The 24,854-nt window shown below is 69.3% G+C and carries 23 protein-coding genes, 1 tRNA gene and 1 riboswitch; of the genes, 14 read left to right on the forward strand and 10 right to left on the reverse strand.

Annotated features, from left to right (window positions below):
- The first annotated feature begins 107 nt into the window (after positions 1 to 107).
- Positions 108 to 194, forward strand: a tRNA-Leu gene (locus ACFPMG_RS27175).
- A 120-nt stretch (positions 195 to 314) separates the two neighbouring features.
- Here ACFPMG_RS27175 and ACFPMG_RS27180 read toward each other — a convergent pair.
- On the reverse strand, positions 315 to 617 hold the full coding sequence (locus ACFPMG_RS27180) for an STAS domain-containing protein (RefSeq protein ID WP_145687400.1): 303 nt from the start codon (positions 615 to 617) through the stop codon (positions 315 to 317).
- A gap of 297 nt (positions 618 to 914) precedes the next feature.
- Between ACFPMG_RS27180 and mgtE the strand changes: the two genes are divergently transcribed.
- The 7 genes from mgtE to ACFPMG_RS27215 all read left to right on the forward strand — a co-directional run bounded on the left by mgtE (position 915) and on the right by ACFPMG_RS27215 (position 6,615).
- Positions 915 to 2,354 (forward strand): magnesium transporter, encoded by a 1,440-nt coding sequence (gene mgtE, locus ACFPMG_RS27185; RefSeq protein ID WP_376998337.1) that lies wholly within the window; start codon positions 915 to 917, stop codon positions 2,352 to 2,354.
- Between the two features lie 46 nt (positions 2,355 to 2,400).
- Positions 2,401 to 2,504, forward strand: a riboswitch (TPP riboswitch).
- Positions 2,496 to 3,665: a glycine oxidase ThiO gene (gene thiO / locus ACFPMG_RS27190; protein ID WP_376998338.1), complete on the forward strand. Its 1,170-nt coding sequence runs from the start codon at positions 2,496 to 2,498 to the stop codon at positions 3,663 to 3,665. Its footprint overlaps the riboswitch before it by 9 nt.
- Complete coding sequence (gene thiS / locus ACFPMG_RS27195) at positions 3,662 to 3,871, forward strand: sulfur carrier protein ThiS (protein ID WP_376998339.1); 210 nt, start codon at positions 3,662 to 3,664, stop codon at positions 3,869 to 3,871. Before thiO ends, thiS begins: the two co-directional genes overlap by 4 nt.
- A 220-nt stretch (positions 3,872 to 4,091) precedes the next feature.
- Positions 4,092 to 4,862, forward strand: coding sequence for a thiazole synthase (gene thiG, locus ACFPMG_RS27200; protein WP_014199888.1), 771 nt, complete (start codon positions 4,092 to 4,094; stop codon positions 4,860 to 4,862).
- A gap of 65 nt (positions 4,863 to 4,927) precedes the next feature.
- A complete protein-coding gene (locus ACFPMG_RS27205) occupies positions 4,928 to 5,371 on the forward strand; it encodes a PaaI family thioesterase (protein WP_376998340.1) in 444 nt (147 codons plus the stop codon).
- 38 nt (positions 5,372 to 5,409) lie between these two features.
- Entirely contained in the window at positions 5,410 to 5,883 is a 474-nt protein-coding gene (locus tag ACFPMG_RS27210) for a hypothetical protein (RefSeq protein ID WP_376998341.1), read from the forward strand.
- Between the two features lie 33 nt (positions 5,884 to 5,916).
- A complete protein-coding gene (locus ACFPMG_RS27215; protein ID WP_376998342.1) occupies positions 5,917 to 6,615 on the forward strand; it encodes an NnrU family protein in 699 nt (232 codons plus the stop codon).
- A gap of 16 nt (positions 6,616 to 6,631) precedes the next feature.
- Here the strand turns inward: ACFPMG_RS27215 and ACFPMG_RS27220 are convergent, their stop codons facing one another.
- Complete coding sequence (locus ACFPMG_RS27220; RefSeq protein ID WP_376998343.1) at positions 6,632 to 8,749, reverse strand: hypothetical protein; 2,118 nt, start codon at positions 8,747 to 8,749, stop codon at positions 6,632 to 6,634.
- A 255-nt stretch (positions 8,750 to 9,004) separates the two neighbouring features.
- Between ACFPMG_RS27220 and ACFPMG_RS27225 the strand changes: the two genes are divergently transcribed.
- The gene (locus ACFPMG_RS27225; protein ID WP_376998344.1) at positions 9,005 to 9,418 is read left to right on the forward strand and encodes a Rid family hydrolase; all 414 of its coding nucleotides are present in this window, start codon (positions 9,005 to 9,007) and stop codon (positions 9,416 to 9,418) included.
- 18 nt (positions 9,419 to 9,436) lie between these two features.
- Here the strand turns inward: ACFPMG_RS27225 and ACFPMG_RS27230 are convergent, their stop codons facing one another.
- Complete coding sequence (locus tag ACFPMG_RS27230) at positions 9,437 to 9,622, reverse strand: hypothetical protein (protein WP_376998345.1); 186 nt, start codon at positions 9,620 to 9,622, stop codon at positions 9,437 to 9,439.
- Positions 9,623 to 9,852: 230 nt separating this feature from the next.
- Here ACFPMG_RS27230 and ACFPMG_RS27235 point away from each other — a divergent pair, with 230 nt between their 5' ends.
- The 4 genes from ACFPMG_RS27235 (at position 9,853) to ACFPMG_RS27250 (ending at position 12,337) form a co-directional block, all read left to right on the forward strand.
- Positions 9,853 to 10,566: a response regulator gene (locus ACFPMG_RS27235; RefSeq protein ID WP_014199880.1), complete on the forward strand. Its 714-nt coding sequence runs from the start codon at positions 9,853 to 9,855 to the stop codon at positions 10,564 to 10,566.
- 83 nt (positions 10,567 to 10,649) lie between these two features.
- On the forward strand, positions 10,650 to 11,252 hold the full coding sequence (locus ACFPMG_RS27240; RefSeq protein WP_014199879.1) for a 2-hydroxychromene-2-carboxylate isomerase: 603 nt from the start codon (positions 10,650 to 10,652) through the stop codon (positions 11,250 to 11,252).
- A gap of 99 nt (positions 11,253 to 11,351) precedes the next feature.
- Complete coding sequence (locus ACFPMG_RS27245) at positions 11,352 to 11,756, forward strand: hypothetical protein (protein WP_376998346.1); 405 nt, start codon at positions 11,352 to 11,354, stop codon at positions 11,754 to 11,756.
- A complete protein-coding gene (locus ACFPMG_RS27250) occupies positions 11,756 to 12,337 on the forward strand; it encodes a potassium channel family protein (protein ID WP_376998347.1) in 582 nt (193 codons plus the stop codon). The genes ACFPMG_RS27245 and ACFPMG_RS27250 overlap by 1 nt, the downstream gene beginning before the upstream one ends.
- Positions 12,338 to 12,343: 6 nt before the next feature.
- Here the strand turns inward: ACFPMG_RS27250 and ccoG (ACFPMG_RS27255) are convergent, their stop codons facing one another.
- The 4 genes from ccoG (ACFPMG_RS27255) to ACFPMG_RS27270 all read right to left on the reverse strand — a co-directional run bounded on the left by ccoG (ACFPMG_RS27255) (position 12,344) and on the right by ACFPMG_RS27270 (position 19,959).
- On the reverse strand, positions 12,344 to 13,828 hold the full coding sequence (ccoG, locus tag ACFPMG_RS27255) for a cytochrome c oxidase accessory protein CcoG (protein WP_376998348.1): 1,485 nt from the start codon (positions 13,826 to 13,828) through the stop codon (positions 12,344 to 12,346).
- A gap of 189 nt (positions 13,829 to 14,017) precedes the next feature.
- Positions 14,018 to 15,502 (reverse strand): aminotransferase-like domain-containing protein, encoded by a 1,485-nt coding sequence (locus ACFPMG_RS27260; protein ID WP_376998349.1) that lies wholly within the window; start codon positions 15,500 to 15,502, stop codon positions 14,018 to 14,020.
- Positions 15,503 to 15,970: 468 nt separating this feature from the next.
- Positions 15,971 to 18,790 (reverse strand): phosphoenolpyruvate carboxylase, encoded by a 2,820-nt coding sequence (ppc, locus tag ACFPMG_RS27265; RefSeq protein ID WP_376998350.1) that lies wholly within the window; start codon positions 18,788 to 18,790, stop codon positions 15,971 to 15,973.
- Positions 18,791 to 19,089: 299 nt separating this feature from the next.
- A complete protein-coding gene (locus ACFPMG_RS27270) occupies positions 19,090 to 19,959 on the reverse strand; it encodes an SMP-30/gluconolactonase/LRE family protein (protein ID WP_376998351.1) in 870 nt (289 codons plus the stop codon).
- A 240-nt stretch (positions 19,960 to 20,199) separates the two neighbouring features.
- On the opposite strand from ACFPMG_RS27270, the gene fbaA reads away from it, so the two are divergent.
- The gene (gene fbaA / locus ACFPMG_RS27275; protein ID WP_040138070.1) at positions 20,200 to 21,279 is read left to right on the forward strand and encodes a class II fructose-bisphosphate aldolase; all 1,080 of its coding nucleotides are present in this window, start codon (positions 20,200 to 20,202) and stop codon (positions 21,277 to 21,279) included.
- A gap of 44 nt (positions 21,280 to 21,323) precedes the next feature.
- Here fbaA and ACFPMG_RS27280 read toward each other — a convergent pair whose 3' ends face one another.
- The 3 genes from ACFPMG_RS27280 to ccoG (ACFPMG_RS27290) form a co-directional block, all read right to left on the reverse strand.
- Complete coding sequence (locus tag ACFPMG_RS27280; protein ID WP_376998352.1) at positions 21,324 to 22,166, reverse strand: GH12 family glycosyl hydrolase domain-containing protein; 843 nt, start codon at positions 22,164 to 22,166, stop codon at positions 21,324 to 21,326.
- A gap of 67 nt (positions 22,167 to 22,233) precedes the next feature.
- Positions 22,234 to 23,088, reverse strand: a complete 855-nt coding sequence (locus ACFPMG_RS27285) for a glycosyltransferase (protein WP_376998353.1) — start codon at positions 23,086 to 23,088, stop codon at positions 22,234 to 22,236.
- Between the two features lie 281 nt (positions 23,089 to 23,369).
- A complete protein-coding gene (gene ccoG / locus ACFPMG_RS27290; protein ID WP_376998428.1) occupies positions 23,370 to 24,848 on the reverse strand; it encodes a cytochrome c oxidase accessory protein CcoG in 1,479 nt (492 codons plus the stop codon).
- Positions 24,849 to 24,854: the final 6 nt, after the last annotated feature.

Genomic DNA, 24,854 nt, shown 5'->3' on the forward strand with positions numbered 1-24,854 from the left:
CTTTGGCAAAAACGCGAGACGCCGCTTGATCGGTCGTTGGGGATCTGCTATTCCCCCGCTCCACCCGATGACGGGAGTGATCCTGTCGTCGGTTCTACCAGCCTTGTGCGGTCGTGGCGGAATTGGTAGACGCGCAGCGTTGAGGTCGCTGTGGCAGAGATGCCGTGGAAGTTCGAGTCTTCTCGACCGCACCATCCCCCCGAAACGGGGGATCAGGCAAACAAACGAAAAGCCCGCCGGTCCATCGGACCACAGCGGGCTTTTTCGTTTTCAGGCCGCCCGGATCAGGGCTGTTTCTTTCGGGCCGCTCCGCCTCAGCGGAACTCCACATACTGGTCGAGCGCCACGCGCCGCATGGTCTGCACGATGTAGGGCTGCGCGTTGTGCACCGTCACCAGCCCCTTGGCGTCGCGGCAACGGTTGGCAAGGACGAACAGCATGCCGATTGCCGCGGAGTCGAGAAAGGTCAGATAACGCAGGTCCAGCCGCACCTCGGGCCGCGCGCCGATGTCCCAATCCGCCAGCAGGTCGTGGAACTTGCGGCTGTCGTCGTAGGTGAAACGCCCCGACAGCATGATCCCCTCCTGACCGTCGATGTCGGTGTAGGCGTACTCCATCGTCACATCCGCTGGCCGGTGGTGTCGGTTCTTCTCGGGCTGCGCGAGGTGGAAAGCCCCGCGCGCATTATGGGTGCACGAATTGTGAAGCCCGCGCAAGCAATTGCGCGCAAGGCCGGAGGGCCCGGACCGGTCCGCCGGGCTGGACAAAACAGCGGCACACCTATATTCGGTGGGCGCCCCGGCGGGATTCCGCGAGGGCTCCCCACCAACCCGCAAACGCCGGTGCGCCATGGTCGGCCGATCGCAGGACCATGCCGTCACGCCGCATTGCCATCGTAAAGGGAGGGTGCCGCCATGCACACCGACCGCCAGGAACCGGATCGTATCCAGGACGATGTGCCGCACCCGGCCGAACGCCCCGCCCCGCCCCGCGAGGACGGCGAGGAGGAGCGCGCCTACGGTGTTGAGCCGGAGTTCGTGGAGGAGATCGTCGAACGGCTGCACGCCGGACGGCGCGACGATCTGCGCGCCGAGCTGGACACGCTGCACCCTGCCGACATCGCCGACCTGATCGAACAGCTCGGCCACGACGACCGCGAGGCGCTGGTCGGCGTCCTGCGCCCCGACTTCGACGGCGAGGTGCTGAGCTACCTCAACCCCGATCTCCGCGAGGAGATCGTCGAGCTGTTCGAGCCGAAGGAGCTGGCCGCCGCCGTCGCGGAGCTGGACACCGACGACGCCGTCGACGTCATCGAGGACCTGGACGAGGACACCCGGCGCGAGGTTCTGGAGAATCTGCCGGCCGCCGACCGCGCGCTGGTCCAGGAGAACCTGACCTACGACGAATACACCGCCGGCCGCCTGATGCAGCGCGATCTGGTGGCGGTCCCGCAGTTCTGGACGGTGGGCAAGACCATCGATTATGTCCGCGCCACCACCGATGAGCTGCCGGAGGACTTCTACGACATCTTCGTCGTCGATCCGATGCACCGGGTGGTCGGGGCGGTGCCGCTGTCGCGCCTGCTGCGCCAGAAGCGGTCCGTCCGCATCGCCGATCTGGTGACGGAGGAGGTGGACACCATCCCCGCCACCATGGACCAGGAGGAGGTGGCGAACCTGTTCCGCCAATACGCCCTGGTCTCCGCCCCCGTGGTGGATGCCGGCGGGCGGCTGATCGGCGTCATCACCGTCGACGACGTGGTCCACATCATCGACGAGGAGGCCGAGGACGACATCGGCAAGCTGGGCGGCGTCGGCGACACCTCGATCTACCGCTCGGTGCTGGAAACCTCGCGCTCGCGCATTTCCTGGCTGGGGCTGAACCTGTTCACCGCCTTCGCGGCGGCGGGCGTCATCTCGCTGTTCGAGGCGACCATCGAACAGATCGTGGCGCTGGCCGTGCTGATGCCGATCACCGCCTCGATGGGCGGCAACGCCGGGACCCAGACGCTGACCGTGGCGGTGCGCGCCCTGGCGACGCGCGAGCTGTCGTCCTCCAACGCGCCCCGCGTGGTGGGCAAGGAGGTTCTGGTCGGTCTGCTCAACGGCGCCGTCTTCGCCACGCTGGTGGGGGCCATCGCCGCAACGTGGTTCGAGCCGATGATCGGCTTGGTCATCGGCTGCGCCATGGTCATCAACCTGTTCGTCGCCGGGCTGTGCGGGGTGCTGATTCCCATCGGGCTGGACCGGCTGGGCGTCGATCCGGCGGTGGCGAGTTCGGTCTTCCTGACCACCATGACCGACGTCATCGGATTTCTGTCCTTCCTGGGGCTGGCGTCGCTTTTGTTGTTGTGACCAACGAAAAGGGGCTTGCCAAAGGCGGCTCTCTTCCGGATGATCCGGGCATTGGCTGGGGTGCCGTGCGGGATGCGCTCGCGCGGCTGAGATCACACCCATCGAACCTGTCTGGATAATGCCAGCGAAGGGAGCCGCCGCATGGTATCCGCGCCCTTATTTCATTCTGATTCCGCAAAACCCACCGTCGCCGTGATCGGCGCCGGGGTGATCGGCCTGTCCATCGCCTGGAGGCTGGCCGCCGCCGGCTGCCGGGTCGAGGTCTTCGACCGCGGCGCCGCCGGCCGGGGCGCCAGCCACGCCGCGGGGGGCATGCTCGCCGCCTGCGTGGAAACCGAACCCGGCGAAGAGAACCTTCTGCCGTTGACCCGCGCCTCGCAGGACCTGTGGCCCGCCTTCGCGGCGGAGCTGGAGGCCGCTTCCGGCATGGCGGTGGACCTGCGCGGCGAAGGCACGATGGTCATCGCGTTGAACGCCGACGATGCGGCCAAGGTGCGCTTCCTGCACGACTTCCAGACCAAGCTCGGCCTGCCGGTGGAATGGCTGAGCGGGGCGGAGGTGCGGCGGCGCGAGCCCTATCTCCAGCCGGGCGTCGCCGGCGCGCTGTTCTGCGCCGGCGACCATCAGGTCGACAACCGCAAGGTCGCCGCCGCCCTGCACGCCGCCGCCCTGCGGGCCGGCGCCGTCGTGCACGAGTACGCCGAGGTGTCCCGCATCGAGGTCCGCGGCGGCCGGGCCGTCGGCGTCCAGGTCGGCGACCGGTTGTTCGAGGCCGACCGGGTGGTTCTGGCCGCCGGGGCGTGGTCGGGCTGGATCGACGGGCTGTCCCCGGCGGTGCGTCCGCCGGTGCGCCCGGTGAAGGGGCAGATGCTCTGCCTGCGCATGGACGCCCGGCTGCCGCTGCTGCGCCATGTGGTGTGGACCCCCGGCACCTACCTGATCCCGCGGCTGGACGGGCGGCTGCTCGTCGGCGCCACGACGGAGGAGCGCGGGTTCGACGACCGGCTGACCGCCGGGGGCCAGTTCGCCCTGCTGGAAGGGGCGTGGCGCGCCCTGCCGGGCATCGCCGAGCTGCCCATCGAGGAGGCGTGGGCCGGTTTCCGTCCGGGGACCCGCGACGACGCCCCGATCCTCGGCCTCTCGGAGGTGGAGGGGCTGGTCTACGCCACCGGGCACCACCGCAACGGCATCCTGCTGACCCCGGTCACCGCGGATTCGGTGGCGAGGCTGGTCCTGACCGGGGAGGCCGATCCGGTGATCCGTCCCTTCGCACTCGACCGTTTCGCCCAGCCCAAGGGAGCCGCGGCATGAGCGCCCGCATCCGTGTCAACGGGCGGGAGGAGGACCTCGCCGTCCCCACCGTCGCCGCCCTGCTGGCCGGGCGGGGGATCGCCGCGGGCACACGCGGGGTCGCGGTCGCCCTGAACGGCGCCGTCCTGCCGTCCCGCCGCTGGGACGAGACGCCCCTGTCCGCGGGCGACGCCCTGGAGATCATTCGCCCCGTACAGGGCGGCTGAGCTTTCCACCCGCCGCGCCCTCTCGATCGTTATTCCCGCAAAGGCGGCGCCCAATCCCTCTCCCGTCCCGGGAGAGGGGGCCCGCGCAGCGGGCGGGTGAGGGTCATGCGAGGATCAAGGCGCTGATCCTTGGCGGCACCCTCACCCTTCCCACGCTTCGCGCGGGTCCCTTCCCTCTCCCGGGGCGGGAGAGGGGATATCAATTATCGAGGAAACATCCATGAACGACACGCTCACCATAGCGGGCCGTGAGTTCCGCTCGCGCCTGTTTCTCGGCACCGCCGGCTACCCGAACCAGCAGGTCATGCTCGACGCGCTGGAGGCCAGCGGCAGCGAGCTGGTCACGCTGGCCATCCGCCGCATCAGCCTGGACGGCTATTCGGAAAGCCTCGTCGACGTCATCGGTGACCGCGCCGGGCTGCTGCCCAACACCGCTGGCTGCCTGACCGCCAAGGAGGCGGTGCTGACCGCGCAGCTTGCCCGCGAGGCGCTGGGTGTGGACTGGATCAAGCTGGAGGTCATCGGCGACCGCGAGCTGCTCTACCCCGACGTCGAGGAGCTGCTGCGCGCCACCGAGGAATTGGTGGCCGACGGCTTCACCGTTCTGCCTTACTGCAACGACGATCCGGTGACCTGCCGCAAGCTCGCCGATCTGGGCGCGGCGGCGGTGATGCCGCTGGGCGCCTTCATCGGCTCCGGCCTGGGCATCCGCAACCCGCACGCCATCGAGACGATCTGCGCGCGCAGCCCGGTGCCGGTGGTCCTGGACGCCGGGATCGGGACGGCGTCGGACGCCGCCCTGGCGATGGAATTGGGCTGCGCCGCCGTCCTGCTGAACACCGCCGTGTCGAAGGCGCGCGATCCGGTGCGCATGGCGGCGGCGATGCGCGACGCGGTGGCGGCGGGGCGGGCGGCCCGTCTGGCCGGGCGCATGCCGAAACGCGCCTTCGCGGAGGCGTCGAGCCCGCAGCTCGGCTTGATCGGAACGTAAGGCTGGCGCAGGGTAGGGCCATCTGATTTCACCCACCCCCGAAAACGATCAGAGAGACCCGAGACGTGCCCAAGACCTTCGAACCGCGCGATCCGGACTGGGAGACGCGCTGCCGCGCCAGCTTCGCGCTTCAGCCGATCTGCAAGACGCTGGGGATCGAGCTGACGCGGCTGGAGCCCGGCTTTTGCGAGATGCGCCTGCCGTTCCGCGCCGACCTGACGCAGCAGCACGGCTTCTTTCACGCGGGCATGGTCAGCACGCTGGCCGACAACGCCGGGGGCTACGCCGGCTACACGCTGATGCCGGCGGGCAGCGAGGTCCTGGCGGTGGAGTTCAAGGTCAATCTGATGGCGCCGGCCAAGGGCGAGGTGATGATCGCCCGCGCCCGCGTGTTGAAACCGGGCCGCACCCTGACCGTCACCAGCGTCGAGATCTCGATGCTCGACGGCGGGATGGAGAAGGACTGCGCCATCATGCAGCAGACCCTGTTCTGCCAAGCCCCCGCCTGACCCGCCCCATCCCCTTCCATCCGATCCAGGAGGTTCGCATGCCGCTGTCGCGTCTTTTCGGTGCCGCGTTGGTCGCGGGCGCCGCCACCGTCGCCCTGGCCCAGCCGGCCCTTGCCCAGAAGAAGGAGCCGCCGGCCTGCGGCGCCGTGTCCTTCCGCGCCATCGCCCCCGGCGCGCCGGACGGCGAAACCGACGCCGGCCTCTACAAGTCCCGATTCGGCAAGATCGAGGTGAAGGCCGAGGTCAAGGGCGGGCAGGCCACCAACTACTACATGGTGCTGAACGGCAAGCGCATCGACGCGTCGGCCAACCCGCCCAAGGCCGCCGATTCCTGCCTGAAGTCCAAGAGCGTCAAGCTGCCCTACCAGAAGCAGGCGGCGGGCGCCTGCACCGGCAACCGCTTCCGCGTGGTCATCGACCGCTCCGGCAAGCAGCCGGTGGCCCTGTTCTTCGGCCTGCACGGCGACGATTGGGCCTATTGCAGCGGCACGACGCTGGAAAAGGGCGCCTGACGAGACCTGTAGGACGCGACCGGGAGACCGCGCATGACCGGCACCATCGCCCATCTGTCCGCCGCGGGGCTGTTCCTGCTGCTGACGCATTTCGGCATTTCCAGCACGCCGCTGCGCGCGGTCCTGGTCGGACGGCTGGGCGAGAAGCCCTATCTCGGCCTCTATTCGCTGGTCTCGGCGCTGGCCTTCTGGTGGCTGGTGGCGGCCTACAAGGCGGCGCCCCATGTGCCGCTGTGGCCGCCCGCCGGCGGGTTGGCCTGGGTGCCGGTCCTGCTGGTGCCGGTCGCCCTGTTCCTGCTCGTCGCCGGCCTTACCACCCCGAACCCGACCTCGGTCGGGCAGGAGAGGCTGCTGACCGGCGACCGGGAGCCGGTCCGCGGCATCCTGCGGGTGACGCGCAACCCGTTCCTCTGGGGCGTCGGGCTGTGGGCGGTCGCCCATATGGTGCCGAACGGCGATCTCGCCTCGCTGATCCTGTTCGGCACGCTCGCCCTGCTGGCGCTGGGCGGCAGCGTCCTGATCGACGCGAAGCTGGCGCGGCGGCTGGGGGCGGCGTGGGACCGCTACGCCGCCCGCACCTCCAACCTGCCCTTCGCGGCGATCCTGGCCGGGCGCCAAAACCTCGCCTGGAAGGAGATCGGCTGGTGGCGCCCGGCGGTGGCTCTGCTGCTCTATGGCGGTCTGCTGCACCTGCACCGGATGCTGTTCGGCGTGTCGCCGCTGCCCTGGTGACGCTCCGCCGTCATGCTCAGAAGGTCATGCCGCGCACCTGATCGCGCAGCGTGTTGCGGGCGGTGTCGGCTTCCTTGCGGGCGGTGGTCAGCTCGCGGGACAGACCGTCCAGGCGGGTTTCCTGCTCGCCCATCTTGGCGATGGTCCGCTTGAACAGGTCGCTGTCGCGCGGCAGCGTGGCGAGGTTCTGGCGCAGCCGCTCCTGCTCCTTGCCGATCTCCGCCTGTTCGCGCTCCAACTCGCCGACGCGGCGCTCCTTGTCGGCGACGGCGCCGCGCAGCGTCGCGACCTTTGCCAGGGCCTCGCGGGCCGGAGGCGGCAGCTCCGTGGAGGAGGCGTAAGCCCGGACCTGCTCCGGCGACATTTCCGAGATGCCGAAGCGTTCGATCCGCGGGCGCTCCAGCGCGACGGCCAGGGTCACCGTCTGGCCGGCGGGCACCGCCACCGGCAGGCGGTAGGCGTCGGCCGTCAGGTCGGGGGCGGTCCCGCCCGTTGCCCCGCCGGTGGGCTGCACGAGTTCCCAGCCGGAACGCCGCGGGTGCTCGACGATGACGGTGCGGTCCTCGCCCGCCGCGCCGGCGATCCGATAGGTGGTGGTCTGGCGGTCGGTCACGGTCAGTTGCAGCACCCCGTCGGCCAGGGTGGCGCGGGACAGGGTGCGGCTGGGCTGCTCGGAGCGGTCCACCGTCACCGCCTGATCCACCGCGAAGCTGAGGATTCGGCTCTCGCCCGCCGGAAGCGTGGCCAGCCGCGCGTCGCCCACATAGGCGGCTGCCCCGCCCAGCCGCTCATAGAGCGTCAGCACGCCCGGCGGCAGGCCGGTTTCGCCCGAGTCGCCGTTGCTGAGGCGCAGCGCGGCCAGCGGATGGCGCGGCTGGGTGTTGGGCTGGTAGAGCGACAGCCGCTCCGCCGGGATGGCGCGGGCGGTGATCGGCATCATCATCGTGCCGCCGTTGGCCAGGGTCACCGGCTGCGGGTAGCGGAACAGCACCTGCGCCGTCGCCTCCGTGCTCTCGGCGGGGGTGGTCTCCGCCGCGCGCTGGGGCATCGCCCCGGCGAAGGGTGCGCTCATGGCCGGTGCGGGGGCCGGCGGGGGCGGGGCCGCCATGGCGGTCGGGGCGCCGGACTCGGCGGCGGCGCGTGAGCGGACGGCCGAATCCTGCGCCTTTGCCATCACGTCGGCGGCCACGGCGCCCTCGTCGGGGGGCGGCAGGACGCGGCCCAGAACCTCCACCGGCACCTCCGGGCGGTTCACGAAATAGGCGGAGTAGAGCGCCTGCCGGAAGGTGACCGGGTTGCCCGACGCCACCGACAGCTCCACCCCCTTCCAATCGTCGCCGCTGAGATTCTCCAGCACGGCCCAGCCCTGCAGGTCGCCCGTGCCGCCTTCAGCCCCCTTCACCGATTCGGGCAGGGTCAGGCGGTAGGTCGCCTTCCACAGCGGGGCGGCGACCACATAGGCGACGCGCACGGTCCGCTCCGCGCCCGCGTCCGCCTGCGGGGCGGTGGTGCGAATGGTCAGGCGCCGCCGCTCCTTGCCCGCCGCACCGGCAACGGCGGCCAGCGCGGAATCGAGCTGCGCCTGCACCCGCGGGTCGGCGAAGCGCAGGGAATCGGTCTCCTCCAGGACGAGCTGGCGCAGACCCTCCGCGGTCATCAGGCTGACGCGGTTGCGGGTGACGGTGCCGCCGCCGTTGGGAAGCTGGGTGTGTTCCTCCGTCACCGAAAGCAGCCGGCCCGACACCGCGCGGGAGCCGCTGGTCTGCACCTCCGCCCCCTTCATGGCGTTCAGCAGGGCGGTGGGGGAGGCGAGATCGTCCGGCGTGAAGGGCAGCTCGCGGAAGGCGGTCTCCAGCGGTTCCTGCCCCGGCAGGTCCACTGTGCCGATGCCGCCGCGGTCGTCGTAGACCACGATGCTCTTCAGCACGTCGTCCACCTGATCGCGGCGCACCTCCAGGGTCAGTGCCGCGTCGCCGGACACGCGCGCCTCATGCTCGAAATAGCCGACGCCGCCGGTGGACAGCAGCACCCGCTTCAGCGCCAGCGCTCCCGGCGGCTGGTCCGCCGCCAGGGCGGGCGCGGCCAGCAGCGGCACGGCGAGGGTGAAGAGGGCGGCTTTCGTGATCCCGGACATGCGGGTTTCTCCCGTTATGGACGATTGGGCGTTCTTGACCCGGTTGGCCGGGTCCGATTGACCGGGCCCGGCTTCCGCCCGGCTTACGCTTCGATTTGGGAAAGATTTGGGCGGGCGAAAAGGCGCGAACCGCGCCGACATGCCGCGGGACCGCCGCCGGTCAGGGTTTGTGCGGGTTCGTCCCGTTGTGACATAAAGGCGCCAAGTCGGTGTTGCTGACCATAAAGAATACGAACGATAAGGGATGGAAGCGCCATGGATCTTGGCGGGAGCGGAGCCGACGGTGTGGCCGGTGGAACACCCGATGGCGGGTGGGAAGGCTGTGCGCGGGCTCTTGTAAGGGTCGGTGCGGGCGCTCCGGACCGGCGATGGGTGTTCGTGTCCGGCACTTCCGGCTTCGATGCGGAGCGCCGGTCGATGGCCGGCGACGTGGAGGAGCAGGCGCGCCAGACTCTGCGCAACATCCGCCGGACGCTGCGGCGGTCGGCGGCGGATTTGTCGGATGTGGTGCGGATGCGGGTCTATCTGGCGGACGCCGCCGATTTCCCTCGGGTTCAGCCGATCCTGGCGGAGGAGTTCCGCGACCGTCCACCCATCGGCACGACCATGGTCTGCCCGCTGGCCGACCCGCGCATGCGGATCGAGATCGAGGTCACCGCACGCTGTTGAGCGTTTCGCGTCTCCGGCTCATGGCTCGCCGACCAGCGTGCGCGCCGACTCGATGTGACGGCGGGCTTCGGTCAGAAGCGCGCGGTGCTGGGCCAACGCTTCGCGGATCGGCATCCGGTTGTTGTAGACGCGCACCTCGTTCAGCAGACGGTCGGCGCGGTCGAGATGGGCCATCCGTTCCAGGCACTGGTCGAGCACGAGCATCGTTGTTCCCCTTGGGTGCGGGCTTTTGCCTTTCGCCTCGCGGCTGAGAGGAATAAACCAACCTGTGATGACCGCGTGATTTCAGGAAACCGGCTTTTTCGTTTCGATCGCACGGCAGGATGTTTCAGCCGATTCACCCATCGGTCGTGCGACGAGTGCCTGTTACGGGCTTGTAACCGATTGCGTGCACCCATGGCGGTGAGCTATGAAGAGAGCGGGAGGTAACGGCCATGCATATTCTCGCGGTCGATGATGACGAGCCGGTGCGCGAACTTCTGGAGTCCTATCTGGCTTCGGAAGGCTACCGCGTGACCACCGCACCGGACACGGCCGCGGCGAAGAAGGCGTTGGAGAGCGATCCCGTCGATCTGGTGGTCTGCGACCTGCGGCTTCCCGACGGCGACGGGCTGGGGCTGGTCCGCCAGATCCGCACCGAATCGCACATTCCCGTCATCATCCTGTCGTCGAAGGACCAGGACGTGGACCGCATCGTCGGGCTGGAGCTGGGCGCCGACGACTACCTGACCAAGCCGTTCAACCCGCGCGAATTATTGGCCCGCATCAAGGCCGTGCTGCGCCGCGTCTCCGGCGAGGGACGTCCTCCGCGCAGCCCCGACGACCTGCGTGCCGTGGTGCAGTTCGCCAACTGGGAACTGGACCTGACCGCCCAGCGCCTGCGCAGCCAGGAAGGGCGCGAGGTGGAGCTGACCAAGGCGGAGTTCGGCCTGCTCGCCGCCTTCGTGAAGCGCCCGCAACGCGTGCTGACCCGCGACCAGCTTCTGGACCTGACCCGCGCCGACGGGGCGGAGGTGTTCGACCGCTCCATCGACGTGCTGATCCTGCGCCTGCGCCGCAAGATCGAGGCGAATCCGAAGGAGCCGCGGATCATCAAGACCGAGCGCGGCGCGGGCTACGTCTTCGACGCCAAGGTGAAGACGGTCTGACTACCGTCCAGCTGTCGGCGGCTGGACGGAACCTTCGGCGCGCGCTAGCCTTTCCGGAAAAGCAGAACCGGGAGGATGCGCGGATGGCCGACCCCATCGATTTCTACTTCGACTTCGCCTCGCCCTATGGCTATTTCGCCAGCCGCCGCATCGAGGAGCTGGCTGCGGCGCATGGCCGCACCGTCACGTGGCGCCCGATCCTGCTGGGCGCCATCTTCAAGGTGACGGGGATGAAGCCGAACCTTCAACAGCCGTTGCGCGGCGAGTATCTGGTCCATGACGTGGGCCGGATCGCCCGGCTGACCAACGCGCCCTTCACCTACCCCGACTCGGCCCCCGCCAACAGCGTCGCCGCGTCGCGCGCCTTCTACTGGCTGACCGACGAGCATCCCGAGCAGGCGAAGCTGCTGGCCCGCACCCTCTATCACGCGCATTGGGGGGAGGGGCGCGACATCGGCCCCGCCGAAACGGTGGTGGAGATCGCCGGCACGCTCGGCCACGACCGGGCAGCGGTGGCCGCGGCCCTTCAGGACCAGACCGTCAAAGACCGCCTGCGCGCCGAGAACGACGCGGCGGTGGATCGCGGCGTCTTCGGCTCCCCCTTCGTGATCGTTGACGACGAACCCTTCTGGGGCTGGGACCGGCTGGACATGGTGGAGCGCTGGCTGAGCACGGGCGGCTGGTAGGCCCGCCATAGAGCCCGTTGGGGGAGGGCGGTTGAAAGTCCTGCCATCGGGACCGGCGGTGGCGCTATAAGGTGGGCACCACCGACAACCGCTTCGCGCATGGACCAGATCCTCCCCGACCGCCGCTCCAGCAAGGCCGCCGGCCCCGCCCATACGTCCCGGCCGCGCGCGCGCCGGTCCTGGCTGACCGGCGCGGTGCTGACCGCGCTGATGCAGGGGATGATCGCCCTGTCCATCCGCTCGGTGTCGGGCGATCTGGCCTTCGCCCTGCTGGGGTCGGTCGGCCTCGTCGTCGGGGCCTTCCACTATCTGTTTCCGGGCAGCCAGTTCTTCAGCCTGGCCCTGGCGAACTTCATCGGCGTCTACGCCTGCGTCTTCGTCTTCTTCCTGGAAAGCAACTTCCACAGCATCCCGTCGCACATCCAGGCCGCCGCCTTCGCGATCCCGCTGATCGCTTTCCTGGGGGGGCTTGGTGGCGGGCCGACGCGATCCGCAGCATCGTGATGTCGCGGCGGCTGCGCGACGGCGGGCATTTCGACCGCATCTTCCTGTGGATGGCCCCGGTCTGGGTCATCGGCGCGCTGACCTTCCTGCTGCCGGGGCGGGAGGTGTCGCCGGAGACGCTGACGGCGATCTTCCTGCTGTCGATGACCGCCATCGGAGTCGTCGTCGCCCTCGTTGCCCGCGACATCGCCGTCTTCCTGCTCGACGCCGGGCTGCTGTTCGAGGGTTTCTTCCAGCAGGCGGCCCGGCTGGTGCTGCCGGCCTTCGCCTTCCTGACCTTCTATTCGCTGTGCATCATCATGTTCGGCGCCTTCTACACCATCCTCGACCGCTTCATGGTGGAGCCGAACTTCATCATCGACGGCGTGCGCCGCGACCTGACCTTTCCGGAGGGGCTGTACTTCTCGCTGGTGACCTTCGCCACGGTCGGCTACGGCGACATCCACCCGGTGACGGGGGCGGTGCGGCTGATCTGCGGGATCGAGATCGTGATGGGCGTCCTGCTTCTGCTGTTCGGCTTCAGCGCCATCATCGGCCACACCGCCCCGCGGGACCGCCGCGACCGCGACGGTCCCCTTTGAACCGCATCAGGGGGCGAGGAACACCGTCTCGGCCTGATGGACCACCCCGTCCGACAGGCGGGTCAGGGTGAGGGTCAGCGGCATGGAGCCGGCCGCTGCGGCGCCCGCCGGGGCGCGGACATGGACGCGATGGGTCTGCACCGTGTCGGGCTCGGCGCCCAGCACCGGCGCCGCGCCATCGGCATTCCCGCCACCGACTGCCCCGCTACCAACCGCCGTCACCGTGGCGCCGCGGGGGCCGGAGACCGTCAGGCGGTAGTCCTGCGGGGCGCGGGTCATGTTGGAGATCTTGACCGTGTAGCTGTTCTGGATCGCGCCGTCGGACAGGGTGACGTAGAGCGGCGCCCGGTCGCGCAGGACGGAGACGTCCACCGTCGGCTCCAGCAGCACGCCGAGCGTCATCATCCCGCCGACCACCAGCATCACCAGCGAGTAGATGATGGTGCGCGGGCGGACCAGCCGGTAGGGCTCCGGCTTGCGGGCCACGGCCTTTGCCTCCTGGGCGGACTGGGTGTCGTAGCGGATCAGCCCGCCGGGGCGCCCGATGCGGCCCATCACGTCGTCGCAGGCGTCGATGCACAGGCCGCAGCTGATGCAGTCCATCTGCAGGCCGTCGCGGATGTCGATGCCGGTCGGGCAGACCTGGACGCAGGCCTTGCAGTCAATGCAGTCGCCCAGCCCCTCGGCGGAGCGCTCCGCCCAGCTCTGCTCCTTGCGCAGCGGCGCCCGGCCGTCGCCGCGCCAGTCCTGGTAGGTGACGGTGAGGCTCTCATCGTCCAGCAGGGCGGCCTGGATGCGCGGCCAGGGGCAGACATAGACGCACATCTGCTCCCGCATGAAGCCGGCCATGGCGTAGGTGCAGGCGGTCATGAACAGGATCCAGCCGGTCGCCACCGGTCCCGGCTGAAAGCGCAGCAGGTCCGCGACGTAGCCCGGCGCGTCCACGAAGTAGAAGAGGGCGGAGGCCCCGGTCGCCAGGGCGATCAGCAGCCAGACCGCATGCTTGGCCGTCTTCTTGGCCAGCCAGCCGGCGTCCCGCGGGCCCTTGTCCAGCCGGATGCGGGCGCCGCGGTCGCCTTCGATCCACTCCTCCACCTTCACGTAGAGGTCGGTCCACACCGTCTGCGGGCAGGTGTAGCCGCACCAGACGCGGCCGGCGAGCGCGGTCGCCAGGAACAGGCCGACCGCCGCCAGGATCATCGCGCCCGTCAGGTAGTAGATGTGCTGCGGCCAGAGTTCGAGGGCGAACAGGTAGAAGCGTTGGCTGTCCAGATCGAACAAGATTGCTTGGTTCGGCAGGCCGGCCCCGCGGTCCCAGCGCAGCCAGGGCAGCAGCATGAACAGCGCCAGCAGGCCCACCATCAGCGCCGACTTGATGCGGCGGAACCGGCCGCGCGCCGCCTTCGGGTAGATCTTCTGGTGCGAAGCGTAGAACGGGGCCGGAGCGGAGGGCGGCGGGGGAAGGCTGGACGAGCGGGCGAGATTCTGCATGGCGTGCCTCTGCGCAAACATCCGCACCACCCGAGCGGTGGCCTGCGGCATGGCGCCGACTGTATGCCTTCAATCGCCGACTTCGCAAGCGCGATTGAATGCATTCAATGGAGGCTGTGTATGGAAAATCCTGATTCTTCGGGGGTCGATCCCAGCAATGCGACACTCTGAAGCAGGCTTTGATGGGCCTCAGATGATGACGCCCGCGGTGGCGGGGGGCAGGACCAGGGCGTCGGCCAGGATCTCCAGCGCGCGGCGGGTCTCGTCGCGGTCCAGCGGGGCGCCCAGGCAGAAGCGCAGCGCCGCGGGCACGTCCGGGGTGGTGGCGAAAGCCTCCGCGGCCACCGCCGAGATGCCCCGGCTGCGCAGGTGGGCGGTGAACTCCCCGCCGGTCCATCCGTCCGGCAGGGTGAGCCAGAGATGGAAGGCCTCCCGCTTGGTGACGATCCGTTCCGCCGGCAAGAGCGATTCGGCGAGCGCCCGGCGGGCCATGGCCTCCGTCCGGATGGCGTCGCGCACGGCCTCCGCGGTGCCGTCGGCGATCCACAGACGGGCGATGGCGGCGGACAGAGGGGCGGCGATCAGCGTGGTCGCCCGCTGCGCCACCGCCACCCGGCGGGCCTGCCGGGCGTCGGGCGCCGTCACATAGGCGATGCGCAGCGCCGGGGACACGCATTTGGCAAGCCCGGCGACGTGGTAGGTCAGCTCCGGCGCGAAGGCGGCCAGCGGCGGCGGCGCCGTTTCCGGCAGCGGGCCGTAGATGTCGTCCTCGATGATCGGCACGTTGTGGTCGCGCATCACCGCGGCGACCGCCCGCCGCCGCTCCTCCGGCATGGTCGCGGTGGTTGGGTTGTGGAAGGTCGGGATGCAATAGAGCGCCTTGGGCCGGTGCTCGGCCAGGGTGGCGCGCAGCGCGTCGGGGTCGATGCCGTCCGCGTCCATCGGAACGCCGACCACCCGCAGCCCGAGCTGCGCCGCGGCGGCGCGGAAGCCGGGATAGGTCAGCGCCTCCGCGCAGACCGTGTCGCCGGGCCGGGCCAGGGCGGAGAGCAGGGCGAGCAGGGCGGCCTGCGTGCCCGGCGCCACCAGCACCCGCTCCGCCGTCAGGCCGGGCAGGCGATGGCGCAGCCAATGGACCGCCGACTCGCGGTCGTCCGGGCTGTCGGCCCCGTCGGGGTAGCGCAGCAGGTCCGGCAGTCCCAGGGCCGCGGTGGCCGCGGCGATTCCGCGGGTCATGCGGGCGGTCAGGGCGGCGGATTCCTCCGGCTGCGGCGGCTGGTTCATCGCCATGCTGACGGCCAGCGGCACCGTCCCAACGGTGGTGTGCGGCTCCGCGGCGAAGGGCGGGAGGACATGGCCCGTCTTGCGCACGAAGGTTCCCTGCCCGACCCGCGCGTCGACCAGCCCGCGGTGGCGTGCCTCCCCATAGGCGCGGCTGACGGTGGTGAAGTCGATGCCCAGCCGGTCGGCCAGAATCCGCTGCGGCGGCAGCCGGTCGCCGGGCCTCAGCCGCCCCGCCCCGATGTCCGCCGCGATGGCGTCCGCGATGGCGATGTAGACGGGCCGGCTGCGGTCCTCCAGGGAAGGCACCCAGTCGATGGCTTGAGAGGCGGCTTGAGAGGCGGCTTGAGAGGCGGCTTGGGAAGCGGTTTGGGGGGCGGGAAGCGGCGGCATGGCGATCCTTGTAGGGAGGCGGGGCGCTCCCTTCCAGACATAAGACCCGTGATTGTATGGATTGTCAATGTGCGCGTCGGGGAAGCGCGACCGGCCGGGTCCGGCGCCGCATCGACAGCAGAGCCGGCGGGCTGTCCGGGCTGGTGTCGCGCGGGATCGGATGCATGGGAACCTCCTTTCCTCCCACCGGGGACAACAGGCTCCGCAGCCAAAGCGTGCGCAGAAAAAAGGCCACCGGGGTGGACCCCGATGGCCTTCGAGTCTAGGGAGGAAACGTCCAGGACGTCGCACCGGCCACCGCAACGGCGGCCCACAACGCCTGAACACAAGAGAAGCATACTAATATATTAATATGAAAGCAAGCGGGAAAATCGTGGGTGGCAATCCATTTTCGATGCCGGCCCATGGTTTCGCCGCTCCCGCCCCCGTCCCGTCGGAGCGACGGGACGGAAGCCGCAATCGTAGAGGTCAGCCGCTGTTGCGCAGGCCGGCGGCGACGCCGTTGATCGACATCAGGATGCCGCGCCGCACCCGCTCGTCGCTGCTGCCGGCGCGGTGACGCCGCAGAAGCTCGACCTGGACGTGGTTCAGCGGGTCCATGTAGGGGAAGCGGTTGCGGATCGACCGCGCCAGCAGCGGGTTCTCGCCCAGCAGCTCGTCATGGCCGGCAATGGCCAGCAGATGACGGCGGGTGCGCTGCCACTCCTCGCGGATGCGGCCGAAGATGCGCTCGCGCAGCTCGACGTCCTCCACCAGCTCGGCGTAGCGCGAGGCGATGGCGAGGTCGCTCTTGGCCAGCACCATGTCCATGTTGGACAGCAGCGACTTGAAGAAGGGCCAGGCGCGGTTCATGCGCTGGAGCAGGGCCAGCCCGTCCGGCTCCTCCTTCAGCCACGCCTCCACGGCGCTGCCGAAGCCGTACCAGCCCGGCAGCATCAGGCGGCACTGCGCCCAGGAGAAGACCCAGGGAATGGCGCGCAGATCCTCGATGCGGTCCGACTTGGTGCGCGAGGCCGGGCGGCTGCCGATGTTCAGCGTGGCGATTTCCGAAATCGGCGTGGCTGTGCGGAAATACTGGGTGAAGCCCGGCGTCTCGTAGACCAGCCCGCGGTAGGCGCCGAAGGCCAGCTCCGACAGCCGCTCCATCGCCGCGTAGAAGGATTCCGCCGGCTCGACGCGGTTCTCCAGGTCGAGCAGGGTGGCCTCCAGCGTCGCCGCGGTCAGGACCTCCAGGTTGCGCTGCCCGACCTCGGGGCGGCCGTACTTCGAGGCGATGACCTCGCCCTGCTCGGTGATGCGGATCTGGCCGGACACCGCGCCGGTCGGCTGGGCCAGGATGGCCTGATAGCTGGGGCCGCCACCGCGGCCGACCGAGCCGCCGCGGCCGTGGAACAGCCGCATGCGCACGCCGTGGCGGTCGAACAGCTTCGCCAGCTCGATCTCCGCCTTGTACAGCTCCCAGCCCGAGGTCAGGAAACCGCCGTCCTTGTTGCTGTCCGAATAGCCGAGCATCACCTCCTGCTCGTCCCCGCGCGAGGTGACCAGGGCGCGGTAGGCGGGCAGGGTGAACAGCCGCTCCATCGTCGCCGGGGCCTGCCGGAGATCCTCGATGGTCTCGAACAGCGGGACGATGTTGAGGCCGAGCGCCGGCTCGCCCCCCGCCCCCGGCCGCAGCAGGCCGGATTCCTTCAGCAGAAGCGCCACCTCCAGCAGGTCGGACGCGCCGTCCGTCTTGGAGATGATGCTGTTCGGCAGGGCGGCGGGCCCGTAGGTCTCGCGCAGCTGGCGGGCGGCGAAGAAGATCGCCAGCTCGCCCGCCGTCTCCTCCGAATAATCGTGGTAGGGCGAGTGGAGCGGGCGCGGACTCTGGATTTCCTCGGCCAGCAGGGCGATGCGCTCGTCCTCCGACAGGGCGGCGTAGTCGGCGCAGCGGCCGGCGACGGCCAGCAGTTCCGCCACCGTGCGCTGGTGCACGTCGGAGTTCTGGCGCAGGTCGATGGGCGCCAGATGGAAGCCGAAGGTCTTCACCGCGATGATCAGGCGGCGCAGCCGCCCGGCGGCCAGACGGCCCGCCCCGTGGGCCTTCAGCGAGGCGGCCAGCACCTCCAGGTCGGCCAGCAGCTCGGCGCTGGTGGCGTAGGGGTCGCCCTTGCCGACCGCGTTGCGCAGCGCCTCATGCTGGTCGAGCGTGCGCGAGGTCGCCGCCAGACGGGCGTAGATGCCGGTCAGGGCGCGGCGGAACGGTTCGTCGGCGCGGTGCGGCGAATGGTCGGGCGAGCGCTTGGCCAGCTCCTCCAGTTCCGGCGATGTGCCGAGCAGCAGCTCGGACAGCGGCAGCTCGCCGCCCAGCTCGTGGATCTCGGTCAGATAGTGGTCGAGCGCGGCGGTCGATTGCAGGCGCATCGCCTCGCGCAGGATCGGTGCGGTGACGAAGGGGTTGCCGTCGCGGTCGCCGCCGATCCAGGAACCGATGCGGAAATAGGGCGGCAGCGACCACTCCCGGTCGGGGAAGCGCTTGGCCAGCAGATCCTCGAAGCGGCAGAACAGCTTCGGCAGCTCGGAGAAGAAGGTGTCGGTGTAGTAGGAGATGCCGTTCTTCACCTCGTCGATCACGGCGAGGCGCTGCGGGCGGAGCATGCGGGTGCGCCACAGGGTCAGGATGGCCTCCTGGAGCGCGTCCATGTTGGCCTCCGCCTCCTCCGGCGTCAGGCGCGAGCGGTCGCGGGTGTCCAGCAGGGACGCCACCTTGTGCTCCAGCGCGAGGATGCTCTTGCGCTGGACCTCGGTCGGGTGGGCGGTCAGCACCGGGCTGACCTGGGCGATGTCCAGCACGCCGGCCAGCCGGTCCGACCCGACGCCGGCGGCCTCCAGCCGCTCCAGCGCGTAGGGCAGGGTGCCTTCGCGCGCCGGCGAGCCGGCGATGGCGTGGTCGCGGGTGCGCCGGATGTGGTGCTGGTCCTCGGCGATGTTGGCGAGGTGCAGGAAGTAGGAGAAGGCGCGCACCACCGACATCATCGTGTCGCGCGGCAGGCCGTTCAGGATCTCGGCCATCTCGCGGCGGGCGGAATCGTCGTCGTCGCGGTTGAAGCGGACCGACGCCTGGCGCACGCTCTCGATGACGCCGTAGACGCCGTCGCCCTCCTGCTCGCGCACCGTGTCGCCGAGCAGGCGGCCGAGCAGGCGGATGTCCTCGCGCAGCGGGAAATCCTTGTCGTCGGTGCCGGTGTCGGTGCCGGTTTCGGTGTCGCTGACCGGAGCGGTGGAATGGAGGGCGGCGTCGGTGGTCATCGTGGGTCGCTCCGGCTGTGCGAAGGTGGAACCGTCGAGGAAAGATCGGCGTGCAACTGTAAAGCAGTTTGCTGCACCCGCTAAAGCCCTTTTTCCCTTGTGGGAGAACGGCTTCGGCACGGTTGCGGACGCCGCCGCCCCGGTGGCGCCGGTTGCGCTGCGGTGTCCGCACAGATCTATCACTTGGCCGAAGGGCTCGCCACGGCGGCGCGCGATCCTTTCGCCATGCGGTGACGGCTGCTGTTCAGCGTCAAAGTTATACTAGTATATCAAATCCGCTGGCAAGACTCGCAGCCTGTTCAGGGGGCGCCGAACCGTCCCGGCGCCAGCCCGACGACGCCGGGCGTGCAGGCGAACAGCCCGCCGGCCAGCGGTTCTCCGTCCGGCGCATCCTGGGCAGCGGTGGTGATGAACAGCCGGTCCAGCCCCGGCCCGCCGAAGGCGCAGGAGGTGACGTTGGACACCGGCAGACGCACCACCCGGTCCAGCGCCCCGTCCGGCCGGAAGCGGCTGACCCGCCCGCCGCTCCAGTGGGCGACCCAGAGATGGCCCTCGGCGTCGCAGGTCATGCCGTCGGGATAGCCGTCCTCCTCGCCGAAGCGGATGTGGACGCGCTTGCCGGACAGGGTGCCGTCCCCGGCCAGGGCAAAGGCGAAGATGGTCCGGGACGGGCTGTCGGTGTGGTAGAGCGTCCGCCCGTCCGGGGACAGGGCGGGGCCGTTGCTGACCGTGTAGCCCTCGTCCACCCGCTCCGCGCGGCCGTCCGGCCCGACGCGGTACAGCGCGCCGGAGGCCTTCTGCTCCGCGTCGTCCATGCTGCCCACCCACAGCCGGCCCGCCGCGTCGGCCATGGCGTCGTTCAGCCGGTTGCCGGGCACGTCCTCCTCCAGCCGCAGCAGTTCGGGCCCCATCGAGAGCCGGTCGCCATCGAGCGTCAGGCTGACCAGTCGGCGCGAGCGCAGCCCGGCGACGAAGCCGCCGTCCGCCCGCTCGACCAGCCAGCAGGCGGCGTCCTCCAGCGGCCAGTCGCGGCCCCGGTCGTCGGCGGGGCTGTAGCGCAGCAGGCGCGACCCGTGGATGTCCACGGCGAACAGGGCGTTGCGCGACGGCGACCAGACCGGCCCCTCGCCGAGCCTTGCGCCCGCCTCCCAGACACAGTGAGCGTCCATGGTCCCGGTTTCCTTCTCTGGCTGTCCTGCGGGATGCCGCGGGTCTTTTCGTCACAGGCCCGGGGCGACTTTCGCGGCAAGTCTTTTGCAGCGTTCCGGCGCGGGAAGTGGCAAAAAGAGCGCGTGGCGTTCGCCGGTCCCATGCCCATATGGGGCTTGACCGAACGATCGAACCGACGTTTGAACCGAAGTTCGAACCAAAGTTTCAAGGCAGTATTTTTCCGAGGGAGGAATTCACCCATGTCTGCCCCGACCCGACTGAAGCCCGGCGTCGTGACCGGAGAGGACTACCGTGCGCTGATCGCCGCCTGCCAGGACGGCGGTTATGCTCTGCCGGCGGTCAACGTGGTCGGCACCAACGGCATCAACGCCGTCCTCGAGGCGGCGGCGAAGAACCGCTCCGACGTGATCGTGCAGCTGTCGAACGGCGGCGCCCGCTTCTACGCCGGCGAGGGCATGAAGGACGCGCTCCAGGCGCGCATCCTCGGCGCCGTGTCGGCGGCCCAGCACGTCCATCTGCTGGCCGAGCAGTACGGCGTCTGCGTCGTCCTGCACACCGACCACGCGAACAAGGGCCTGATCCCCTGGGTCGAGGGCATGATCGGCCACGGCGAGGAGCATTTCCGCCGCACCGGCCGGCCGCTGTTCAGCTCGCACATGCTCGACCTGTCGGAGGAGTCGCTGGACTTCAACCTGTCGGAATGCGCCCGCGTCCTCAAGCGCCTCGCCCCGCTGGGCATGAGCCTGGAGATCGAGCTGGGCGTGACCGGCGGCGAGGAGGACGGCATCGGGTCGGAGGACCTGGACGCCGCCAACAACGCCCACCTCTACACCCAGCCGGAAGACGTGCTGCGCGCCTATGAGGAGCTGTCGCCCATCGGCCACTTCTCGGTCGCGGCCTCCTTCGGCAACGTGCACGGCGTCTACGCCCCGGGCAACGTCAAGCTGCGCCCGGAGATCCTCGGCGCCTCGCAGGCCCTGGTGGCCGAGCGTCACGGCGGCGGCGCCAAGCCGCTGGCGCTGGTGTTCCACGGCGGTTCGGGGTCGGAGAAGGAAAAGATCGCCCAGGCGGTCGGCTTCGGCGTGTTCAAGATGAACATCGACACCGACACCCAGTTCGCCTTCGCCGAGTCCATCGGCGGCTTCGTGCTGGAGAACGAGGCGGCCTTCCGCCATCAGATCGACCCGCAGTCGGGCAAGCCGCTGAAGAAGCTGTACGACCCGCGCAAGTGGCTGCGCCTGGGCGAGCAGGGCATGGTCCGCCGCCTGGACGAGGCCTTCGCCGATCTGGGCGCCGCCGGCAAGTCGCTGGCCGGCTGATCGGCCGGGACGTGGGGGTGGGGGGCCGGCACGGCCGCTCACCCCTACACCGACGGCAGCACCGCGATCATCGGCTCCGGCGGTGTTGAAACCGTTACCGGGGCCGGAGCCGGAGTCAGGACCGGTGCTGGAGGCGCCGTGAAATCCACCGCCAACTGATCGATCGTCATCGACCCGGCGCCCGCCGCCACCTCCGCGCCGAACTGGAAGCCAAGAATCCAGTCCGTCTCGCTGACGATGCCGCGGGTCTGAAGCTCGTCCAGCATCTTATCCAGGTCCAGCGTCCCGGCCAGCCGGTCGTCGCCGTATTGCAGGACCGTGTACTCCCAGTCGATCGGGTTGCCGTCCACCCCGCCGCTGAACACCGGCTTGTTCCACAGGGTGGCGTCGCCTTGCGCGTCGGTCAGCATGGCGACCGGCTCCCCGGCGGGGGTGAAGTAGCCGCTGTGCAGCCATACCATCACCTCGTCGGTCACCCCTTCGATCCCCTTTTTCGGGTCGTCGCCGATCCACAGGCTGACGGCGACGTTGTAGAGGTTCGGCGCGCCGGTCAGCCCCACCTTGTAGGTCACGTCGAAATTCGGCAGGTCGGCGATCCGAGCCGGCAGGACCGCGCTGGTGGATGGCGCTCCATTCCACGGGTTGACGCCGTGCGTCAACTCCGGGTAGGCGCGCACCGGATAATTCTCGTAGGTCAGGGCGCGCCGGCTGTCGTAGGGCCAGCTCCAGCTGATCACCGTTCCGTTCGGAGAGGTCGCCTCGTTGATGGCGATTGACTGCGTGAAATCCTTGCCGTTGCGGTAGTCGCCCGGATTCCAGACGTTGCTGCTGGCCGCCCAGCCGCCCGCCTCCAGGCGGTCGGCGCTTCCCGTCAGCGTGGTGGTCATGGTGAATCCCCGCTCCATCCTGCGTCGGGGCTTCAACAGGGTCGGTCAACGAAGATCGCGGCGGCGCTCAGCGCCCGACGGACAGCCGGCGGTCGATGTCGCGGGCAAGCCGATCCATCGGGCTCGACGGCTCGATGGCGTCGAACCACTTGTTGTGCCAGTGGAAGCAAAAGGCGCCGGGAAAGAAGCTGTTGAGGTCGTATGCGACCGGCGACGCCTTCATGAAGTCGTTGAAGTGAAGCACCGGATTGTCGATCCACCCGGCGTCGAACCAGGGGCATGGCAGCACCAGGATGTCCATCGGCGTGTCATACACTAGGCCGGCCTGCTGGAAACCCCAGCCGCGTCCCCGCTCCCGGATGAATTCGATGTTGCCCTTCATCGCCTCCGACCGCGGCGTGGGGGAGATGTAGAGCGCGCCGTTGGGATAGCTCTGCCGCTCCCATCGGTAGGCCAGGATCTTGCCGGGAAACTGGTTCAGGAGCGGTGTGACGCTTCTCAGGAACAGGCAGTCGAGGTCGAACCAGACGCCGCCGTATTTGTAGAGCAGGATGTAGCGGACGATGTCGGAATAGAAGGACGCGTCGATCGACCGCCCGAAATTGTTTCCCTCAAGAAAGGTGCCGCGGCACTCGTCACGCTCGGAAAAGGCGCGTATCTCGGCGTATTTTCCGATTTCGCTCAAACAGTCGTTGTCGACGCCGTTCTGGGTCCAGACGATGATCCTGTTCCCGTTGCCGCGCGCGTTGAACAGATGGCAGCTTTTCACTGAAATGAGGTGCTTCTCGTTCAGCTCGCCGTCCCAATAGGCGTGGAAGGTGAGCGGTTCGGCCGGCGGGGTCTCGTCCTTGATGAGCTTGGCGACCTCGAGCGAGAGAAGCTCATGGGAGAAATCCTCCGGCGAGAACGTCAGCACTTCCATCGATGGCCCCTTCACGACGCCGTTCTTGGGGGATCTCCCACCGAACGCCGTTATGCAACAGGTCCAGCGCGGCAGGCAACCTCACCCCCGATGGAAAGCGGGCGCCTGGGGAGCGGACGCCCGCTTTCGAAACGGACGCCTTCACTTGCCCTTGCGGGTCAGCAGGAAGGCGAAGACCCCGATGGTCACGACGAACACGCTGACGGCACCGGCCAGGGCGATGTAGGTGGTGGTGTCGAAGTTCATGGCGCGATCTCCTTCGATGGAAGAGAGAAACGGGGTTAGGGACCGAGGAAGACGGTCTCGTGCTGGACGGTCAGCCCGTCCGGCTGGCGGGTGACGACGAAGGCCGCGGGGGTCGAGGGCTGGCGCGGCGCCTCCTTCGGCACGCGCACCAGCACGCGGTGGGTCGCCACGCTGTCGGGATCGGCCTGGACCAGGACCGAGCCTTCCGCCGCCTCGCCCTCGCCGCCGGCCACCGACAGGACGGCGCCGGGAAGCCCGGTGACGGACAGGCGGTAGCTCTGGGCTTCCCGCGTCATGTTCAGCACCTTGACCGTGTAGGCGTTCTGGATGTCGCCGTTGGACAGGGTGACGAACAGCGGCGCGCGGTCGCGCAGGATGTTCACGTCCACCTTCGGCTTCAGCACCAGCCCGGCGGCCATCATCCCGCCGACGACGGTCAGCAGAAGGGTGTAGATGATCGTGCGCGGACGGACCGGCTTGAAGGCCGGCTTGGCGCCGTTGGCCCGCGCGATCTGAGCGTTGAGGGAATCGAAGCGGACCAGATCGCCGGGCCGCCCGATCTTCGCCATCACATCGTTGCAGGCGTCCACGCACAGGCCGCAGCCGATGCAGGCGAGCTGCGGGCCGTTGCGGATGTCCACCCCGGTCGGGCAGACATGGACGCAGGCCCCGCAATCGATGCAATCGCCCAGCCCCTTCGCCTTGCGCTCCTCCCAGCTTTGCGACCGCTTCAGGTGGCCGCGGCCCTCGCCGCGCCAGTCCTCATAGGTGACGGTCAGGCTGTCCTCGTCCTGCATCGCCGCCTGGAAGCGCGGCCAGGGGCACATGTAGATGCACACCTGCTCGCGCGCGTGACCGGCCAGCAGATAGGTGGTCGCGGTGAACAGCCCGATGAACAGCAGCACGGACGAGGACGCCTCGAACCGCAGCATCTCCAGCGCCAGGGTCGGAGCGTCGTTGAAGTAGAAGACCCAGGCCCCGCCGGTCAGCAATGCGATCAGCAGCCACGCGGCGTGCTTGGCCGCCTTCTTGCCCAGCTTGGCCGGCGACCAGGGGGCGTTGTCGAGGCGGATGCGGTCGCCGCGGTCGCCCTCGATCCGGCGCTCCACCCACAGGAACAGGTCGCTCCACACCGTCTGCGGGCAGGCGTAGCCGCACCAGACGCGGCCGGCCAGCGCGGTCGCCAGGAACAGGCCGATGGCTCCCAGAATCAGCGCGCCGGTCAGGTAATAGACCTGCTGCGGCCACAGCTCGATGAAGAAGAAATACAGGCGGCGGCCCGGCATATCCACCAGCACCGCCTGATCGGGCGCGCTGGGGCCGCGGTCCCAGCGAATCCAGGGGGTGAGGTAATAGAGGCTGAGCAGACAAATCAGCGTCAGCCATTTCAGCCGGCGGAAGGTGCCGGCGACCGACTTCGGATAGATCTTGCTGTGCTTGGCGTAGAGGCCGTTCTTGCGCGCGGGTTCCGCGGGCTGGGAGGCGGTTTGCGGTTCGGTGGTGGAAACGCTCATCATGCT

It is taken from the genome of Azospirillum himalayense (assembly GCF_042657465.1).
GTDB classification, from domain to species: domain Bacteria; phylum Pseudomonadota; class Alphaproteobacteria; order Azospirillales; family Azospirillaceae; genus Azospirillum; species Azospirillum himalayense.

What these genes read in the sequence shown, in the direction of transcription:
- ACFPMG_RS27240 (WP_014199879.1), top strand. Translation starts at nt 10,650, where the DNA reads ATGGCCGACCCCATCGATTTCTACTTCGACTTCGCCTCGCCCTATGGC.
- ACFPMG_RS27215 (WP_376998342.1), top strand. Translation starts at nt 5,917, where the DNA reads ATGACCGGCACCATCGCCCATCTGTCCGCCGCGGGGCTGTTCCTGCTG.
- ACFPMG_RS27230 (WP_376998345.1), bottom strand. Translation starts at nt 9,622, where the DNA reads ATGCTCGTGCTCGACCAGTGCCTGGAACGGATGGCCCATCTCGACCGC.
- fbaA (WP_040138070.1), top strand. Translation starts at nt 20,200, where the DNA reads ATGTCTGCCCCGACCCGACTGAAGCCCGGCGTCGTGACCGGAGAGGAC.
- ACFPMG_RS27245 (WP_376998346.1), top strand. Translation starts at nt 11,352, where the DNA reads ATGGACCAGATCCTCCCCGACCGCCGCTCCAGCAAGGCCGCCGGCCCC.
- ccoG (WP_376998428.1), bottom strand. Translation starts at nt 24,848, where the DNA reads ATGAGCGTTTCCACCACCGAACCGCAAACCGCCTCCCAGCCCGCGGAA.
- ACFPMG_RS27285 (WP_376998353.1), bottom strand. Translation starts at nt 23,088, where the DNA reads ATGGAAGTGCTGACGTTCTCGCCGGAGGATTTCTCCCATGAGCTTCTC.
- ACFPMG_RS27250 (WP_376998347.1), top strand. Translation starts at nt 11,756, where the DNA reads ATGTCGCGGCGGCTGCGCGACGGCGGGCATTTCGACCGCATCTTCCTG.
- mgtE (WP_376998337.1), top strand. Translation starts at nt 915, where the DNA reads ATGCACACCGACCGCCAGGAACCGGATCGTATCCAGGACGATGTGCCG.
- ACFPMG_RS27270 (WP_376998351.1), bottom strand. Translation starts at nt 19,959, where the DNA reads ATGGACGCTCACTGTGTCTGGGAGGCGGGCGCAAGGCTCGGCGAGGGG.
- ACFPMG_RS27235 (WP_014199880.1), top strand. Translation starts at nt 9,853, where the DNA reads ATGCATATTCTCGCGGTCGATGATGACGAGCCGGTGCGCGAACTTCTG.
- thiG (WP_014199888.1), top strand. Translation starts at nt 4,092, where the DNA reads ATGAACGACACGCTCACCATAGCGGGCCGTGAGTTCCGCTCGCGCCTG.
- ACFPMG_RS27225 (WP_376998344.1), top strand. Translation starts at nt 9,005, where the DNA reads ATGGATCTTGGCGGGAGCGGAGCCGACGGTGTGGCCGGTGGAACACCC.
- ACFPMG_RS27260 (WP_376998349.1), bottom strand. Translation starts at nt 15,502, where the DNA reads ATGCCGCCGCTTCCCGCCCCCCAAACCGCTTCCCAAGCCGCCTCTCAA.
- ppc (WP_376998350.1), bottom strand. Translation starts at nt 18,790, where the DNA reads ATGACCACCGACGCCGCCCTCCATTCCACCGCTCCGGTCAGCGACACC.
- thiO (WP_376998338.1), top strand. Translation starts at nt 2,496, where the DNA reads ATGGTATCCGCGCCCTTATTTCATTCTGATTCCGCAAAACCCACCGTC.
- ACFPMG_RS27180 (WP_145687400.1), bottom strand. Translation starts at nt 617, where the DNA reads ATGGAGTACGCCTACACCGACATCGACGGTCAGGAGGGGATCATGCTG.
- thiS (WP_376998339.1), top strand. Translation starts at nt 3,662, where the DNA reads ATGAGCGCCCGCATCCGTGTCAACGGGCGGGAGGAGGACCTCGCCGTC.
- ACFPMG_RS27280 (WP_376998352.1), bottom strand. Translation starts at nt 22,166, where the DNA reads ATGACCACCACGCTGACGGGAAGCGCCGACCGCCTGGAGGCGGGCGGC.
- ACFPMG_RS27210 (WP_376998341.1), top strand. Translation starts at nt 5,410, where the DNA reads ATGCCGCTGTCGCGTCTTTTCGGTGCCGCGTTGGTCGCGGGCGCCGCC.
- ACFPMG_RS27220 (WP_376998343.1), bottom strand. Translation starts at nt 8,749, where the DNA reads ATGTCCGGGATCACGAAAGCCGCCCTCTTCACCCTCGCCGTGCCGCTG.
- ccoG (WP_376998348.1), bottom strand. Translation starts at nt 13,828, where the DNA reads ATGCAGAATCTCGCCCGCTCGTCCAGCCTTCCCCCGCCGCCCTCCGCT.